Source organism: Pseudoalteromonas sp. MBR-15, assembly GCF_053628915.1.
The window spans coordinates 201,247-217,508 of the sequence record NZ_JBRJHH010000005.1; the positions used below are offsets into that span (position 1 = coordinate 201,247).

Annotated in this window: 17 protein-coding genes; 13 read left to right on the forward strand and 4 right to left on the reverse strand. The window is 42.1% G+C overall.

Annotated features, from left to right (window positions below; all coding sequences use genetic code 11):
• Nucleotides 1-44 precede the first annotated feature (44 nt).
• From ACSSVW_RS09025 to ACSSVW_RS09035, 3 genes are all read left to right on the forward strand, one after another.
• Nucleotides 45-899 (forward strand): carboxylate/amino acid/amine transporter, encoded by an 855-nt coding sequence (locus ACSSVW_RS09025; RefSeq protein WP_417699760.1) that lies wholly within the window; start codon nt 45-47, stop codon nt 897-899.
• 38 nt (nt 900-937) lie between these two features.
• A complete protein-coding gene (locus ACSSVW_RS09030; protein WP_454179179.1) occupies nt 938-2,167 on the forward strand; it encodes a glycerophosphodiester phosphodiesterase family protein in 1,230 nt (409 codons plus the stop codon).
• Nucleotides 2,168-2,254: 87 nt separating this feature from the next.
• A complete protein-coding gene (locus tag ACSSVW_RS09035; protein WP_118844481.1) occupies nt 2,255-2,992 on the forward strand; it encodes a dienelactone hydrolase family protein in 738 nt (245 codons plus the stop codon).
• 10 nt (nt 2,993-3,002) lie between these two features.
• Here ACSSVW_RS09035 and ACSSVW_RS09040 read toward each other — a convergent pair whose 3' ends face one another.
• Nucleotides 3,003-3,914, reverse strand: a complete 912-nt coding sequence (locus ACSSVW_RS09040) for a LysR family transcriptional regulator (protein WP_118844482.1) — start codon at nt 3,912-3,914, stop codon at nt 3,003-3,005.
• A 136-nt stretch (nt 3,915-4,050) separates the two neighbouring features.
• Here ACSSVW_RS09040 and ACSSVW_RS09045 point away from each other — a divergent pair, with 136 nt between their 5' ends.
• Together ACSSVW_RS09045 and ACSSVW_RS09050 are read left to right on the forward strand one after the other, a co-directional pair.
• The gene (locus ACSSVW_RS09045) at nt 4,051-4,737 is read left to right on the forward strand and encodes a type 1 glutamine amidotransferase domain-containing protein (RefSeq protein ID WP_454179180.1); all 687 of its coding nucleotides are present in this window, start codon (nt 4,051-4,053) and stop codon (nt 4,735-4,737) included.
• Nucleotides 4,738-4,841: 104 nt separating this feature from the next.
• Nucleotides 4,842-5,426, forward strand: a complete 585-nt coding sequence (locus ACSSVW_RS09050; protein ID WP_065978581.1) for a rhomboid family intramembrane serine protease — start codon at nt 4,842-4,844, stop codon at nt 5,424-5,426.
• An 18-nt stretch (nt 5,427-5,444) separates the two neighbouring features.
• On the opposite strand, the gene ACSSVW_RS09055 is transcribed toward ACSSVW_RS09050, so the two are convergent.
• Nucleotides 5,445-6,464, reverse strand: coding sequence for an endonuclease/exonuclease/phosphatase family protein (locus tag ACSSVW_RS09055; protein WP_454179181.1), 1,020 nt, complete (start codon nt 6,462-6,464; stop codon nt 5,445-5,447).
• On the reverse strand, nt 6,451-6,846 hold the full coding sequence (locus ACSSVW_RS09060; RefSeq protein ID WP_036966888.1) for a SpoIIAA family protein: 396 nt from the start codon (nt 6,844-6,846) through the stop codon (nt 6,451-6,453). Before ACSSVW_RS09060 ends, ACSSVW_RS09055 begins: the two co-directional genes overlap by 14 nt.
• A 178-nt stretch (nt 6,847-7,024) precedes the next feature.
• Here ACSSVW_RS09060 and yghU point away from each other — a divergent pair, with 178 nt between their 5' ends.
• Genes yghU through ACSSVW_RS09075 form a run of 3 tightly spaced genes read left to right on the forward strand, consistent with a single transcriptional unit; the run spans nt 7,025 to nt 9,661 of the window.
• Entirely contained in the window at nt 7,025-7,864 is an 840-nt protein-coding gene (yghU, locus tag ACSSVW_RS09065) for a glutathione-dependent disulfide-bond oxidoreductase (RefSeq protein WP_036966885.1), read from the forward strand.
• A 55-nt stretch (nt 7,865-7,919) separates the two neighbouring features.
• Complete coding sequence (locus ACSSVW_RS09070; RefSeq protein WP_454179182.1) at nt 7,920-9,218, forward strand: MFS transporter; 1,299 nt, start codon at nt 7,920-7,922, stop codon at nt 9,216-9,218.
• A gap of 59 nt (nt 9,219-9,277) precedes the next feature.
• Nucleotides 9,278-9,661, forward strand: a complete 384-nt coding sequence (locus ACSSVW_RS09075) for a putative periplasmic lipoprotein (protein WP_036966879.1) — start codon at nt 9,278-9,280, stop codon at nt 9,659-9,661.
• A gap of 26 nt (nt 9,662-9,687) precedes the next feature.
• Here ACSSVW_RS09075 and ACSSVW_RS09080 read toward each other — a convergent pair whose 3' ends face one another.
• Nucleotides 9,688-11,613 (reverse strand): alpha/beta hydrolase family protein, encoded by a 1,926-nt coding sequence (locus ACSSVW_RS09080; protein WP_074988975.1) that lies wholly within the window; start codon nt 11,611-11,613, stop codon nt 9,688-9,690.
• Nucleotides 11,614-11,799: 186 nt separating this feature from the next.
• Here ACSSVW_RS09080 and ACSSVW_RS09085 point away from each other — a divergent pair, with 186 nt between their 5' ends.
• The 5 genes from ACSSVW_RS09085 to ACSSVW_RS09105 all read left to right on the forward strand — a co-directional run bounded on the left by ACSSVW_RS09085 (nt 11,800) and on the right by ACSSVW_RS09105 (nt 16,253).
• On the forward strand, nt 11,800-12,399 hold the full coding sequence (locus ACSSVW_RS09085) for an FMN-dependent NADH-azoreductase (RefSeq protein ID WP_036966872.1): 600 nt from the start codon (nt 11,800-11,802) through the stop codon (nt 12,397-12,399).
• Between the two features lie 156 nt (nt 12,400-12,555).
• Nucleotides 12,556-14,052, forward strand: coding sequence for an FAD-binding domain-containing protein (locus ACSSVW_RS09090; protein ID WP_454179183.1), 1,497 nt, complete (start codon nt 12,556-12,558; stop codon nt 14,050-14,052).
• Entirely contained in the window at nt 14,042-14,188 is a 147-nt protein-coding gene (locus tag ACSSVW_RS09095; protein WP_074988977.1) for a DUF2256 domain-containing protein, read from the forward strand. Before ACSSVW_RS09090 ends, ACSSVW_RS09095 begins: the two co-directional genes overlap by 11 nt.
• A 253-nt stretch (nt 14,189-14,441) precedes the next feature.
• Complete coding sequence (locus ACSSVW_RS09100) at nt 14,442-15,584, forward strand: N(5)-(carboxyethyl)ornithine synthase (RefSeq protein ID WP_454179184.1); 1,143 nt, start codon at nt 14,442-14,444, stop codon at nt 15,582-15,584.
• Between the two features lie 240 nt (nt 15,585-15,824).
• Nucleotides 15,825-16,253: an OsmC family protein gene (locus ACSSVW_RS09105; RefSeq protein WP_454179185.1), complete on the forward strand. Its 429-nt coding sequence runs from the start codon at nt 15,825-15,827 to the stop codon at nt 16,251-16,253.
• Nucleotides 16,254-16,262 lie beyond the last annotated feature (9 nt).

The window sequence follows — 16,262 nt, forward strand, 5'->3', positions numbered from 1 at the left end:
TTATCTCATATACACTGCCCCTTTTATAACAAAACTAAAACAACATGACTTACTTATTCGCTGTTACCCTTCTGTGGGCCTTTTCATTTAGTCTTATTGGCGTGTATTTAGCAGGGCAAGTAGATGCGTGGTTTAGTGTGTTAATGCGAATAGGCTTAGCAACGTGCGTGTTCTTACCCTTTTTACAATGGCGAAAAACCCCTAAAGCCTTAGCACTAAAGCTCATGGCAATAGGCGCGGTACAGCTTGGTGTCATGTACAGCTTTTATTACCATTCGTTTTTGTACCTCAGTGTGCCAGAGGTACTACTATTCACGGTAATGACGCCGCTTTACATCACCTTATTAAACGATTTGCTTGAAAAACGTTTTAATGCCAAATTTTTATTCGCCGCAATGCTGGCTATTTTGGGAGCCGTCGCCATACGTTACGAAGGCGTTGATGAGAACTACCTCATTGGTATGTTAATGGTTCAGGCTGCTAATATTTGCTTTGCTACCGGGCAAGTAACCTACAAACGTTTGATGCAAGATGAGCAACACCCTCACTCTCGGGTGTTTGCTTGGTTCTTTATTGGTGCCCTAATTGTTGCACTGATTTGTTACGGTTTGTTTGGCGATACCAGCAAGCTGCCCACCACAACGACACAATGGGGCGTACTCATTTACTTAGGCACGATTGCCTCTGGGCTTGGCTACTTTGCATGGAATAAAGGCGCAACTATTGTGAATGTTGGCGCGCTTGCGGTGATGAATAACCTACTGATCCCAGCAGGGATAATAGTTAACATTGTTATTTGGAATCGTGATGCCGATATCACCAAGCTTGCCATCGGCGCGGCGATTATCTTATTAGCACTTATTATAAATCAGAAACTTAATAAAACTGCCATGGAGTAATGATAAGCTAAACTCTATTCGATTAGAGGGATGCTGTTATGCGCGCATTTGTTTTATGTTGTTTAGTGTTCATTATTCAAGGCTGTAAGAATCTGCCTGTAGATCAGGTGGTACAAGTTGGCGCTAGGCCTTACTATTTAATCGACAATATGCCTGATGGGCCGTTAAAGCAGCAACTTGCTGCATGTGGCAATGGCCCTTTTTACAAAACTGATTTTGTCATTGGTCATCGCGGTGCCCCCATGCAGTTTCCTGAGCATAGTAAAGAGTCATATTTAGCCGCAGCAAGAATGGGGGCTGGCGTACTTGAATGTGACGTTGCCTTTACCAAAGATAAGCAACTCGTGTGTCGTCATTCACAATGTGATTTACACACCACTACCAACATTTTAGCTATTCCAGAACTCGCTGCAAAATGCAGCCAACCTTTTACCCCGGCCAAAGATGGCCAACCTGCTCAGGCTAAATGCTGTACCAGCGATATCACCCAAGCAGAATTCTTAACGTTAAAAGCAAAAATGGATGGCGCCAATCCAAACGCCAAAACGGTTGCAGAATATTTGCAAGGGACGCCAAACTGGCGCACTGATTTATATGCAAACAGTGGCACAGTAATGACCCATCAGCAAAGCATTGCGCTGTTTAAAGAACTCGGTGTGAAAATGACCCCTGAGCTAAAAAGCCCAGCAGTTAGCATGCCCTTTGATGGTTTTAGCCAGCAAGATTACGCGCAAAAAATGCTTGATGAATATCAGGCCTTAGGCGTGAATAGCCAAGATGTTTATCCGCAATCATTTAATCTTAACGATGTGAAGTATTGGCTAAACAATCACCCTGAATTTGCAAACAACAGTATTTACCTTGATGGCCGAGATGAGCAAGCACACTTTAATGCTATGGATGAAACAAGCTGGCAGCCATCGATGCAGGCTCTGTATGACGATGGAGTACGCATTATTGCACCGCCAATGTGGATGCTATTAAGTCTTGATCAGTCAGGTAAAATCGTGCCCTCGCTTTATGCTATTAAAGCTAAACAAGCCGGACTGAACATCATTACTTGGAGTTTAGAGCGCTCAGGCCCATTAAATAATGGTGGTGGATATTATTACCAGTCGATTGCCCCTGTGATTAAACAAGATGGGCAAATGATGACTGTGATAGACGTCCTTGCTAAGCAAGTGGGTGTGATGGCTATTTTCTCTGATTGGCCTGCTACTCTTACCTATTACGCAAGCTGTATGCAGTACCCTGCCTCAAAGAATTAACTGAGCATCAATAAATTTCAAGGGCTTTTACTCGTCCAAAAGGTGGGGCTGAGGTATTATTGCTTAAACCGTTTTTAGAGGATTAACATGATTATTCAACACCATAGCCACGACATAGATACCCCAACAGGTCTGATGCGAACCAGCATTTACCGCCCAGCTGTCGAAGGCCAATTCCCATGTATTATTTTCTACTCTGAAATTTTTCAAGAAACAGCCCCCATTGCACGCTCTGCCGCTATGCTCGCAGGCCATGGTTTTATCGTGTTAGTGCCTGAGGTTTTTCATGAGTTAAACCCACTCGGCACGGTGCTTGCCTACGATGATGAAGGCAAAGATAAAGGCAATGCCGACAAATGGGCTAAACCACTTGAAAGCCACGACACTGATACCACAGCCCTTATCGCATTTGCCCGCGCGCAAGCGTATTGCACAGGCTATGTGGGAGCGATGGGTGTATGTATTGGTGGTCACCTTGCTTATCGTGCCGCACTGAATCCTGATATCAAAGCCGCATTTTGTTTATATGCAACAGACATACACAGTGACACATTGCCCGCACAATCAGGCAATAACTCGTTTGAGCGCATGGCAGATATACAAGGAGAAATTCACTTTATTTGGGGCAAACAAGACCCACATGTACCAAAAGAAGGCCGCCTTAAAATTTATCAACAAGCCGTTGCTACCGGAATTAATTACCAGTGGCAAGAAGTTAACGCACAACATGCATTTATGCGCGATGAGGGAGATCGTTACGACCCAGCTCTCGCTTTAACTATGTACCAACAAGCTGTTGCATTGTTTAATCGTACTTTGCGTTAACCCTGTTTGCTTAAATACCCATCGTGGCAACTTGATTAGCAAAATAATCCTTTAAGTAATCAAGCAATACTCGCAATTTTTTGCTTCCCGCAGCCCCCGGCGGGAAGACACCATACAATTCAATATCAGCCGATTTATACTCATCAAGCACGGTACGTAAAAGCCCGGCTTTTACTTTAGGCCACGCGTCATAAACAGGGATTTTTGCAAGACCATGCCCCGCTTCAACAAATGCCGTGCGCGCTGCGGCATTATTAGTGCTAATCCCGCCTTTAAGGGGAACATCAAAGCGACGCTTATCTTTTTCTAGGCTCAGTGTGGCGCTACTTCGCTGATACACAACCCAAGTATGGTTCGCTAAATCATCTATGCTTTCGGGCACTGGGTGCTTGGCAAAATAATCAACAGAGCCACATATACACGTTTTCATTGTTGCCAGTTTAGTTGCTTGTAAACTTGAATCAGCAAGCGCAATACCTCGGATAGCTAAATCTATCCCCTCTTTAATAATGTCGACAACGTCATCGCTTAGTTGCAGATCTATATCGATTTTTGGATACAAGCGTTTAAATTGTGCAAGCGCAGGCACAATAAGCTGCAAACCAGCATTCACTGGGCAACTGAGTTTTATCACCCCGACAGGTTCATTTTTTAAGTTTTCTAGATGCAAATTAGCCGCTTGGGCATGTTCAGCAATTGCGTGACAACGCTCATAATAGACTTTACCCGCTTCTGTTAAGGTCATAGTACGCGTTGAGCGGTTTAATAAGGTAAGCTGTAATTGCTGCTCTAGTTTCTTTAAATGATAACTCACCACAGCGCGCGAAAGACCCAGTTGCTCGGCTGCCTTCGTTAAACTCCCCTGCTGCACAATATGTGCAAATACCACCATACTTTTTAACTGTTCAAACGATACATTCATGGCATTCTCCTAAAACCTCGCTCGATTGTATCAATAATTAAACCAATGAAGTCAATTTTATCTGCGTTGTTAAACTTAGCTTTAACCCCTATAGTGATATCAACGCTATTCATTAAACAATTAACGAGGATTAATTATGTCAGCGAAGAAAATCTTAATGGTACTTACTTCACACGATGAATTAGGTGACACGGGTCATAAAACAGGGTTTTGGGTAGAAGAATTTGCAGCCCCTTATTATGCCTTTATTGATGCAGGCATCGACGTTACATTAGCATCTGTGAAAGGGGGGCAACCGCCTGTAGATCCAAATAGTGCCGCTCCTGATGCTGCAACAGAGGCAACTAAACGCTTTGAAGAAGACAGCGCCGCAAAAACCTTAATGGCAAACAGCAAACCGTTGAGCGAAATGAATGCCGATGAATTCGACGCTGTATTTTACCCAGGCGGCCATGGTCCGCTGTGGGATTTAGTCGATAACCAAGACTCTATTCGTTTAATTGAACAGTTTTTAAATTCTAATAAGCCTGTTGGTGCGGTATGTCATGCCAGTGCCGTCTTATTAAATGCCAAAAATGCCGAGGGTAAGTCGGTAGTATTTGACAAAAAAGTGACGGGGTTCAGTAACTCTGAAGAAGAGGCTGTACAACTAACGAATGTTGTACCACTTCTTGTTGAAGATGAACTCATTAAACAAGGTGGTCAATACCAAAAAACCGATGACTGGGGCGTGCTGGCTATCGAAGATGGGTTATTGATCACCGGTCAAAACCCAGCAAGCTCAGAACTTGCAGCTAAAAAACTACTTACTAAACTTGGCTAAAAACACGAGATAACAACCAGTAAACACCTTGCAAAACAAGGTGTTTACCTTCACTCTTAATACGTTATACTGATTCAGTCGAATTGATTTAAGAGCCTTCAACCATGACTGAAAAATCAGCTACTAAACTTCCCCCTATCAGCAGTAAACGGTTCGCTATTCTGGGCATAATGCTACTGTGTCTTGTACTACAAATTATCAATACACTGCCCGGTATAAACCTTAATGGCTTAGGTATCTTGCCTCGCCAACTATCGGGCCTTTCAGGCATATTTTTTGCCCCCTTTTTACACGGTGGCTGGGCACACCTTTTTAGTAATTTAGTGCCCTTTGCGATTCTCGCATGGTTAGTATGCCAATACAGTGTAAAACGCTTTTGGCTGGTATTTGTCAGTACTGCATTGCTTGGAGGATTGTTAGTGTGGATATTTGGCCGCAGCAATATACATGTGGGCTTAAGTGGCGTAATTTATGGCTTGTGGGGCTACTTAATTTGCTATGGTATTATGCATCGCTCATTCAAAGCGATTCTCATCAGTATTGCTGTCGTCATACTTTATAGTGGCTTAATTTGGGGTGTATTCCCGCAGCGTATTCATATCTCGTTCGAAAGCCACTTGTTCGGCGCTATTAGCGGTGCATTTATCGGTTATCTCTTTGCAAAGCGAGACAAACAGCATCTTCGATAATTTTGAGGAGTTATGAATTTAACTCCTTAATGCTAATGTAACCATTACCACACCGTGGTCGGTGCTTTGATCATCGTAGGCAAATTGTGGATTGATTAAGTGCTGATCATAGGTGTGATAGTCAATGACTTCGTAGAAGCTACCTTGAAAGCCTGCATCAAATTCTCTGGAAAGCAAAATGTAATCAAACACCGAACTGCTGCTACCAAAGTAATGGGTTGCCTCTCTCTCATTGTCCGTTACAACATGGCGTTGATAAAGTTGCCAACTATCTTGCAGCGCATACTTGGCGGTAAACGCTTTGCTATGTCGACTAGCGGTGAATCGCAATGAGTCAGTGATTAAATGGTTCAGTACGCCATCATGCAGTTCATTATTAAAATCTCCCATCACAATAACAGGATTGTCTGTCTGTGATCTGCGATTGATAATTTCAATTAATAATAACGCCGCTTCACTGCCCCTTTGTATGCTTGATGCCCAGCGCCCTGCTACTTGGTCTTTTAGCTGCAAAAGCAGATTTTGCTCCTCGGTTTTGCTGTTATCTTCAACGCTATTAAGCAGGCTACGCTTTGATTTAAAATGCACAACATAACAATCGACATAACCAATATGTGGCACATCTATCGTGGCGCGAATAATCCGACGACTGTAACAAAACTCCCCAACAAGTCCCATTTGCTGTGCATAGTGAGGGTCGGGTTCAACCTCAGTTAAAGCCATAATTTTATAGCGAGAAGCAATTGCAACAACCGGGTCTCGATATATAAACTCATCGATAACGCTCGGCTCATCAACCACCGCAAAGTGCGCATAGCCTGCATCGTTCACTTGCTGTTTTAATGCATCAATACTAAACACTTCTTGAAAGCCAATAATATCCGGTTGCTGATTTTGAAGATAATCAGCCAACCAACGCTGCTTCTTAGCCCATTGCTCAGCACTATAAATACGCTGAAAATCATAAAACGCATCGGGGGGTGCTAAATAATTGTATAAATTAAATGTCGCTACCTTTAATTGATTAGTTGCTGTCACTGATTACCTTTTCGTGCAACCATTCGGTTGCAATTATTGCATCTTCAAAATACTTCACTTCACCCGTTGTGAACCAATTACCCACTTTGCTGGCTACTTTTTGCCACTTTTTATTACCCAGTACCGCAACACGACAAAATTCCTTGTTGTGTTTCAGCCCTAATTTAAAGTCATCCCAAGCCGCTTGTAATTCCCACCCTTCCAGTTCTGTAATATCTACATATGCTCTAATTTTTGCGCGAGGCACTGCTTTAAGTGCATTATCCACTAAAGGGGTGAGCGTTTCGTAATCAGCGTGGGTAAGCTTACCAACGACTTTAAAAGTTAGGTAAAAGGTACTACCTATGCGCTCTAAACCAATGGCCAAACCGTGTTTTTTCATCTCATGCTCCTTAACAGTCGTCGACTTCGGTATTAAATTACTTTCAATTTAATTACTTAGGTACTTATTACACTCAGTAATAATGCTATTTTCTAACTCTACTTCCCTTGACTAGGTTGATCAACTAGGATGGTAATCTCGTAACAACATTCATTAAAGCACAATTTAGGGAGTTTCAATGAGTAATACCGACAGTTATACGCCACCTAAAGTGTGGCAATGGGACGCTGAAAATGGGGGTGAATGGGCTAAAACAAACCGTCCTGTAGCGGGTGCAACCCATGAACAAGACTTACCTGTTGGTAAGCATGCTTTGCAGCTGTACTCACTTGCGACACCAAACGGTCAAAAAGTGACAATTATGCTCGAAGAGCTATTAGAGCTTGGTATCGACGACGCTGATTATGATGCGTTCTTAATTAAAATAGCGGATGGCGATCAATTCTCTTCTGGCTTTGTTAGTGTCAACCCGAATTCAAAAATTCCAGCCTTAATGGATCATAGCACCACGCCAGTTACCCGCGTATTTGAATCGGGCGCTATTTTACAGTACTTAGCAGAAAAGTTTGATGCGCTTATTCCCAGCGACCATACCAGTAAAACAGAGTGCCGTAATTGGTTATTTTGGCAAATGGGTTCAGCACCCTACTTAGGCGGTGGTTTTGGCCATTTTTACAGTTATGCACCGTTTAAAATGCAATACCCTATTGACCGTTTCACCATGGAAGTAAAGCGCCAGTTAGATGTATTAAATCGTCACTTAAGTGATCATGATTACATGGCTGGTAGCGAATACTCCATTGCCGATATTGCTATTTGGCCATGGTACGGCAGTTTGGTACTGGGTTATTTATACGACGCTGCTGAGTTTTTAGATGTTGAGTCATACAGCCATGTATTACGCTGGGCAAAACAAATTGAACGTCGCCCTGCGGTTAAACGAGGTCGCCGTGTAAATCGCACGTGGGGTGATGAAGCTGAGCAACTTGTAGAACGCCACAGTAAGAACGATTTTTAACAGTGGGGCTGCTAAGCAGCCCTTTGCTACATAAATTCCTCTATCCGATTCAAAGATGAAAAAGCTCAGTAAAGAAGACATCTATCAAAGACTCAGCAATACCGAAGACGCGCGCGCCTGCAAGGCCATTGATGAGGCCGCGTGTAAGGTTGTGCCAGGTAACTTTATTACCCTTTTAGTGAGTCAACTTTTTAGTAAATTTGCCGATGCTCTGCTCAACCCAAAAGTAACCTTGCCTTGGTTATTACACAGCATTAATGTGCCCAGCAGCTTCATTGCGTGGCTAGTTCCTATTAGAGAGTCTGGCTCGATGTTGCCGCAACTTGCTATTGCCAACGTTATCCGCCAACTTAAAGTACGCAAGTGGGTGTGGGTTGTCGGCGCCATTGTGCAAGCATTATGCATTGTAGCAATGCTCATTACCGCATTAACCCTAACAGGAAGTAGTGCCGGGTATGCCATTCTCACTCTTTTAGTTGTGTTTAGCCTTGCTCGGGGCTTTAACTCTATTGCCGCTAAAGATGTACTTGGAAAAGTGATTCCCAAACAGCAACGTGGCAACATTAGTGGTCTTGCCGCCAGTTTTGCAGGCTTTGCGATACTTACGTTTGGTTTAGGCTTATGGTATTTACAAACGTTAGGCTACGAAAATGGTGTTTATGTTGCGTTGATGCTGGCAGCCCTCATGTGGATATTTGCTGCCCTGAGCTACAGTCGCATCAAAGAATATGAAGGGGCGACTGAAGGGGCTAAAAATGGTTTATTGCATGCGTTTAAGAAACTAAAGCTACTGTACGAAGATAAACAATTTGCCCACTTCATTGTTACGCGTGCTTTATTGCTTTGCTCTGCACTTAGCGCTCCTTTTTATATTGTTTTAGCCAGCGAACAGGCTTTTGATTTTTCTTTGCTTGCTACTTTTATGGCCCTTTCTGGGCTTGCGAGTCTCGTGTCAGCACCCATTTGGGGTAGGTTGAGTGACCTATCAAGTCGACGCGTTTTAATTTTTGCAGCCATGTTAGTCACTCTCAATGGCTTAGCCGTTTATTTAATCGCACACTTTAGCCCTGCAACCCTCCGTGAGTTTTGGCTTCTCCCGTTATGTTATTTTTTGCTCACTGTTGCTCATCAGGGAGTTCGTCTTGGTCGTAAAACGTACTTGGTAGATATGGCTGAAGGCAACAAACGAACCGATTATGTATCGGTAAGCAATACGGTGATCGGTCTTATATTATTGGCACTTGGGAGTGTAGGCTTACTAAATGCGTATTTAAGCACCGCAGAGCTGATTCTATTTTACAGTGTGCTGGGTATTGCTGGCGCTATCAGTGCTTGGTTTTTACCTGATGCCTAGACCCCGCCTCAAAAAAAACGCATAATCATGCCGTTTTTATTACATAAAAAGGATTTATCATGAAAAAGCTCTGCTTAGTACTTGCGGCTACACTTGTTTTATCAGCGTGCAGTACAAGTGTACCTATTCGTAACTTCGACAGTAACCCTGTCCCACAAACCGCCAATAAAACACACACTGCTGACAGCGTTAAAACAAATATTCTCAAAGCATGTATGAAACTTGGCTGGACATGTCGCGCGAGCGAAGACGGTAAAATATTAGGAAAGCTTGATATTAGAAAGCACCAGCTGCGTGTTGATATTAACTACAACGCCACTGAGTACTCAATTGATTACAAAGACTCGATCAACTTAGATTATGATGGCGATAAAATTCACCGCCAATACATTAACTGGGTTTCAAACTTAGTCAGAAATATTGATGCAGAGTTAGCTTATTAATAAAAAGGCGACCTAAGTCGCCTTTTTTAGTCGCTTTTTAAATGTTCATCAAAGAAATCTAAAAACGCTTTTAATGTTGTAATACGATAAGGCTGATGTGACAGATAATGATCTCCCTCTTCGAGTTCAATATACGTGACATTTTTTCCTTCATCGCTCAGCTCATCTTCCATTTCACGGCTATGATAAACAGGCACAACGTTATCGTCTGAACCATGCACGAGCAAAACTGGACGGTTAATTTGCTTTGCAAAATTAACCGGTGAGTATTTTGCCAACTCATCGTCGTCGGTACCAAATTGCTTACGCACAATTTCTTTATTTGTAAAGTAACGCGCTTTACTCACAATGCGTTCTAAATCGGTGACACCCGCAAAACTCGCGGCACATGTAAATGTTTCAGGATGCTTAACAACAGCCATCAACGCGGCGTAACCACCATAACTTGCGCCGCCGATGCAAATTTTATCTTTATTAGCGATACCTTGTGAAACTAACCAAAGAGCGGCATCTTGCAAATCATCTTGCATTTTTTTACCAAACCCTTGCACTGCAGCCATTTCAAATTCATGACCATACCCACTTGAGCCTCTAAAATTCGGTTGTAAAACGGCATACCCATTGTATGCAAGTAAAGCAGTCCAATAATCAAAACCTGAGTAGTCACGCGCCATAGGTCCCCCATGAGGGAATATAATTGTTGGTAACGTATCCCCTTCTTTATAGCCCACGGGCAAGGTTAAGTACCCTTCAATCGTTAAACCATCACGTGCCTTATAACTAATTTTTTCTTTCCCTGAATAAACACTGTCATCAATGTCTGGGTACGCGCTGGCGAACACGGTGAGTTCATTGGTGTCACGGTTACCAAGCATATATGTTCCCGTGCTTCCATCACCTGTCAGGTAAAGTACATATTGGCGCTGGTTTTCACTGGTATCGATTATATCAATATCAAACTTATCAGCCGGTAATACCGCACGCAGTGATGTATACAGCTTATTTAAATCGTCATCCCAATAACGGATCCCTTCTTCAATATTTGAATGAGTAAACCCTGCAACTTCGCCCGTCAGAGGAGAGTAAAAAATCCCTCCATCAAAGTCGTAATTATCATCACTAAAAACGAGCTCTTGCTTTTTCGTGGTTAAATCCATTTTAAATAATGCGTCATAGCCATTTTGAAGCGCTTTAAAATAGATAATATTGGGGTCTTTATCAAAGCCTAATATTGTCACACTCTCTTGGCTAAATGCTTTAAATTTGAATAATGAGCGGCGGTCTAATGAACCTTCGTCATACAGGAAATATTCAAATTCATCTTCATCCATTTTTCGAGCAATACGCACATTACCTTGACGGTCAGCTATCCAATCGGTCACTTTGCTGCGCTCGCGTTGAACTCTTTTCTTTCTCAGCGTGTTAAGATCGAGCTCATAGACTCCTGGTGTATTTGCTATTTCAAAGTCGCCTTGAATCAAGATTTTATCTTTTTTGTCAGGTAAAAAACTTATAACTTGATCAGCAAACTGGGGTTGGCGCTCATCACGTCCATAGTTAGGCTTAATGGCAAGCTTTGCTTTGCCTTTATCATTAATATTGTACGCATAAAGGCGAGTAGATGAATATTTAGGGCCGCCAATTTGACGTTGTATATAGCGTGCACCGAGAAGTAATACCTCATCGTTTGCCCACGTATACCAATCAAAGAAAATCGTATGATTATCAGCGCGAATAATGGGAACAGCTTCTTGTGTTTTGCGGTTGTACACCATTAACACCAGCTCACCTTTTATATTACGAATAAAGGATAAGTGCGTGCCACTTGGTGACAATTTAACCTGGCTGGTAGATCTTAATGAAGCAAATGATTCAACAGACAGTGACGGCTTTTCTTCTGCGCGAGCAGTCAAGCACAGTACTACAAAAATACTTAGCATTAAGTATTTCATATAAAAGTCCTTTTTTTAAAATTGTTAAATGAGCATAACATTAAGCATTTAAAAAATGCGAACAGAAATTATAGCAGCGTTGCAACCGTTCTATTAAAGCGAACGTATCACTCAATTTTTACCATTATTATTTCATTCATACCCTCATTATAATCGTAACATCAATTCAGTTTCTTAGGTGACATGATGAAAAAAGTACTTGTGTTAAATTCATCTTTAAATGGTGAACAAGGTAATTCGACTAAACTTAGCCAGCTATTTGTTGAGCAACTATCAAGCAAACAACAAATTGCTGTCACCACTCGCGATTTAAGCAACGATGCTATTGCTCACTTAACGCAAACAGAAATGGCAGCATGGATGACTGACGCTAACGAACGTAGCGACGAGCAAAAAGCACTGGCGGCTATCTCTGACGAGTTAATTGCAGAACTTACTGATAACGAATTAATTGTTATTGGTATGCCTATGTATAACTTTGGTATTCCATCAACATTCAAAGCATGGATTGACCGTATCGCACGCGCTGGTATTACGTTTAAATACACAGAGCAAGGCGCTGTCGGTTTGCTTGAAAACAAAAAAGTCGTTGTACTCGCTGCTCGTGGCGGTATATACCAAGGCACCGACATGGATACACAAACTAAATACTTAAAAGATGTACTTGGTTTTGTGGGTATCTCAGATATTAACTTTATCTATGCCGAAGGCTTAGCAATGCCTGGGGCAGAGCAAAGCTTGCAAGCTGCAGAGCAACAAATTAGTTCATTTACAGATAACCTGTAAAAAATGGAGCGGCCACGATGACAGTGGCCGCTTTTACTTTTAGTAAAAGCCATTCAATCGTACGCCTCCTCATAATCAACTATTTCTCTCCTTGAATAATCATATCTGCGTTCTCATACGTATCAATCACGTGTTCAAGCAATTAACTATCAAGCTATGCCCACTGCAGGGAAACAAAAAATCAATATAGTATGGTTTAAACGTGATTTACGGCTTTCTGATCATGCACCACTCGCACAGGCCGCCGATTCACCTTTACCCTGTTTGCTTATCTATAATTTTGAGCCAATTTTGTTAGATGATCCTCATTATAGCCACCGCCACTGGCGATTTGTTTATCAGTCATTATGTGATCTCAATGCACAGCTAAAAAAACAACAAGCCGAAATTGCAATTTACAATCAAGACATGATCTCCTTGCTTGAATCTTTATCTAATGAGTTTGATATTAAGGCCATATACAGTCATCAAGAAATTGGCTTACTCAATACCTTTGAACGTGATAAAGCAGTGCATAAATGGCTCAAAGAAAAAGCTATTGTTTGGCATGAAACGCCCTTAGGCGCAGTTGTAAGGGCACGACCAGCACAATTTGATTGGCAGCAGCATTGGCAAACCGTGATGCAGCAACCTTTAATCACGCCTAACTGGCATTCTTTTAATGCTATTTTACCTTCGGGCTACAGTGCTTGCGAGCATGTAAAACAGTATCAAACAAATGATGAGCAGTTTCAGTACGGAGGACCCCACGCAGCCAGAGCCGTATTAAAAAGCTTTATAGAGACAAGAGCTCAGAGCTATCAACAAGGTATTTCGAGCCCATCAAAAAGCAAAGAGTCGTGCTCACGTCTTTCACCCTATTTAGCATGGGGAAACTTAAGTCTTCGTCAAGTGTATCAAACTCTTAGATACTACTTACCCAAACGCCCTTCGAGTTGGCGCCGTTCGCTGCATGCATTCGAATCACGATTGCATTGGCACTGTCATTTTATGCAAAAGTTTGAAACTCAATGCAGCATGGAGTTCGCACCGCAAAATCCTGCGTATCAACACTACCCCTATCGAAATGACGACAAGGTTAGCGAGCACCTATCACGGTTTGAACACGGCAACACAGGCATCCCGCTTATTGACGCCTGCATGCGATGTCTTGCAGCTACAGGCTATATTAACTTTAGAATGCGGGCGATGTTAGTCAGCTTTATGACCCATCATTTAAATATTCACTGGCATTGTGTCAGTCTTACATTGTCGCGCTACTTTTTAGATTTTGAGCCCGGGATTCACTATCCTCAAATACAAATGCAAGCCTCTGTCACTGGCACTAATACGATTCGACTGTACAACCCCATAAAACAATCTGAAGATAAAGACGCAGACGGCATATTTATTAAAACATGGTGCCCAGAGCTTAGTAATTTACCTATCGAATATATCCACCAGCCATGGCAACAGCCACCAATGGAAGCGTTATTTAATAATTTTAAATTGGGTGAAGATTACCCTGAGCCCATGGTGGATTTAACGCAAGCAGCAAAGGAAGCCCGCGAAAGGTTGTGGGCGTTTAGAGAGCGTGATGATGTAAAACATGGTGCCAGAGCGGTACTCAAAAAGCACATCCTCAGTTTACAAAGGCAACACAATGGCACATAAAAAAGTGAACTTACCGACAAAAATATGCCCTGTATGCCAGCGCCCTTTTGCATGGCGTAAAAAATGGCAACGAGACTGGCAACACGTTAAATACTGCTCAGAACGTTGTAAATACACTAAAAACAAAGCGGAATAAAACAATTTAAAAGGAGACTTAAAGCTCACAAAGCAGACAGTTATCCTGTTATACTCACGGTGTGCGCACACTACAGCACAACCAACGTGTTACTCATAGCACGTTAAAATCCTGATCTATCACTGCTTAACATTCAGCACTTATTAACACCTTTTACTATGCATCACTTTACAGCGTAGGCTTTCGCTTGCCTGTGAATCCTTTTCAAGTTTATTAACACATGCGTTAATAAACATATAATCAAGGTTGTAGCATGAATAAATTAAAGATCGGCGTCATTGGCACTTCACGCAAAACAGATGAACGACGTTACCCTATTCACCCAGAGCACTTAAAACGGATTCCTGAAGAACACAGAAAGCAGCTTATTTTTGAACAAGGCTACGGAAAAGACTTTAATATAACAGATGATGAAATCGCAGCGCTTACAGGCGGTATCGCCTCTCGCAGTGCACTTTTAAAAGACCTTGGTACAGTGATTATCGCTAAACCCGTTCTTGCCGATTTAAACGAATTAAAAGAAGGCGGAACTCTGTGGGGGTATGCTCACTGTGTTCAACAACGCGATATTACCCAAGCAGCATTAGATAGAAAATTAACCTTAATAGCCTTTGAAGATATGTTTGTTTGGTCACCAAATGGGCATGCGGGTCGTCACACTTTTTATAAAAACAACGAAATGGCTGGTTACTGCGCCGTTATCCATGCATTGCAATTAAAAGGGGTTGACGGTCATTACGGAAATCAACGCAAAACCGTTATTTTTAGTTTTGGTGCTGTTAGTCGTGGGGCAATTTATGCGTTACAAGCTCATGGTTTTAGAGACATTACAATTTGTATTCAACACCCTGATCATGAAGTTCGTGAAGAGGTTTTAAACTGTCATTACGTTAAAGTACGTCAAGGCTCTGAGGGAGAAGCCCGGATGATGGTCGTAGAACACGACGGAACACACAGACCCTTAATAGACCTCATTAGTGAAGCCGATATTATTGTTAATGGCACTTTTCAAGAAACAGCGAACCCAGTGCATTTTGTGATTGAGTCAGAGGCTGATTGCCTTAAACCGAATAGCTTAATTATAGATGTAAGTTGCGATGAAGGTATGGGGTTCTTTTTTGCTAAACCCACGTCATTTGCCGAACCAATGTTTCGTTATAAAACCATTGATTATTACGCTGTTGACCACACGCCTAGCTATTTATGGGAAAGTGCAACACGTTCAATCTCTGCTGCGGTAATTGTTTATTTACCCAGCGTGTTAGCGGGAAGAGCGCAATGGCAAAAAGATGAAACAATTCGACGCGCCATCAATATTGAAAACGGAATAGTAAAAAATAAGGCTATTTTGTCATTCCAAAACCGCCAGTTAACATCGCCCTATCAGGTCCTCTAAATTTACAAAATAAATCGACGTTATTTTTATGTGGTGTTAATTGTCCCAAGTTAGGGTGAACGCAAACAGAAAATAACGTCTTACCAATCAGCTAACGCCATACTAACTTGTTCATAGCGAACGGTTTGTGCACAGTCACCTTGGCCTTTAAGTTGCAACGTATCGTGTAAGTGACACTTTTTTCGGCGAAAACCATGAAAGCATTTCACACTCGCCGAAATAATTACAAAGGAGATGACTATGACGATTAAAAAAACCGCACATTCAAGCTGGTCTGGCGACATTAAATCAGGTAAAGGAAGTATTAGTACCCAAAGCGGTGCTTTAGATAAACAACCGTATGGGTTTAATACCCGCTTTGAGGGCAAGACTGGTACGAACCCCGAAGAATTAGTTGCAGCAGCACACAGTAGTTGCTTCAGTATGGCACTGTCGCTGGCATTAACAGAAGCAGGGTTTACTGCCGATGACATTACAACCAAAGCCACCGTCAGTCTTGATGAAGTCGATGATGGTTTTGAGGTCAGCCACATCGCTCTTGAGGTAACAGCAAAAATAGCTGATATCTCTGAAGAGACGTTTAACGAGCTGTGCCAGCAAACTAAACAAGGTTGCCCTATATCAAAACTGATGAATGCAGAAATTTCCCTTAGCCAAAAATTAAATTAACTAAACAAA

Bases quoted from the DNA above. Each gene is read 5' to 3' on its own strand.
- ACSSVW_RS09095 (WP_074988977.1), top strand. From the start codon at position 14,042: ATGGCACATAAAAAAGTGAACTTACCGACAAAAATATGCCCTGTATGC.
- ACSSVW_RS09030 (WP_454179179.1), top strand. From the start codon at position 938: ATGCGCGCATTTGTTTTATGTTGTTTAGTGTTCATTATTCAAGGCTGT.
- ACSSVW_RS09100 (WP_454179184.1), top strand. From the start codon at position 14,442: ATGAATAAATTAAAGATCGGCGTCATTGGCACTTCACGCAAAACAGAT.
- ACSSVW_RS09045 (WP_454179180.1), top strand. From the start codon at position 4,051: ATGTCAGCGAAGAAAATCTTAATGGTACTTACTTCACACGATGAATTA.
- yghU (WP_036966885.1), top strand. From the start codon at position 7,025: ATGAGTAATACCGACAGTTATACGCCACCTAAAGTGTGGCAATGGGAC.
- ACSSVW_RS09105 (WP_454179185.1), top strand. From the start codon at position 15,825: ATGACGATTAAAAAAACCGCACATTCAAGCTGGTCTGGCGACATTAAA.
- ACSSVW_RS09025 (WP_417699760.1), top strand. From the start codon at position 45: ATGACTTACTTATTCGCTGTTACCCTTCTGTGGGCCTTTTCATTTAGT.
- ACSSVW_RS09090 (WP_454179183.1), top strand. From the start codon at position 12,556: ATGCCCACTGCAGGGAAACAAAAAATCAATATAGTATGGTTTAAACGT.
- ACSSVW_RS09075 (WP_036966879.1), top strand. From the start codon at position 9,278: ATGAAAAAGCTCTGCTTAGTACTTGCGGCTACACTTGTTTTATCAGCG.
- ACSSVW_RS09060 (WP_036966888.1), bottom strand. From the start codon at position 6,846: ATGAAAAAACACGGTTTGGCCATTGGTTTAGAGCGCATAGGTAGTACC.
- ACSSVW_RS09070 (WP_454179182.1), top strand. From the start codon at position 7,920: ATGAAAAAGCTCAGTAAAGAAGACATCTATCAAAGACTCAGCAATACC.
- ACSSVW_RS09035 (WP_118844481.1), top strand. From the start codon at position 2,255: ATGATTATTCAACACCATAGCCACGACATAGATACCCCAACAGGTCTG.
- ACSSVW_RS09040 (WP_118844482.1), bottom strand. From the start codon at position 3,914: ATGAATGTATCGTTTGAACAGTTAAAAAGTATGGTGGTATTTGCACAT.
- ACSSVW_RS09085 (WP_036966872.1), top strand. From the start codon at position 11,800: ATGAAAAAAGTACTTGTGTTAAATTCATCTTTAAATGGTGAACAAGGT.
- ACSSVW_RS09050 (WP_065978581.1), top strand. From the start codon at position 4,842: ATGACTGAAAAATCAGCTACTAAACTTCCCCCTATCAGCAGTAAACGG.
- ACSSVW_RS09080 (WP_074988975.1), bottom strand. From the start codon at position 11,613: ATGAAATACTTAATGCTAAGTATTTTTGTAGTACTGTGCTTGACTGCT.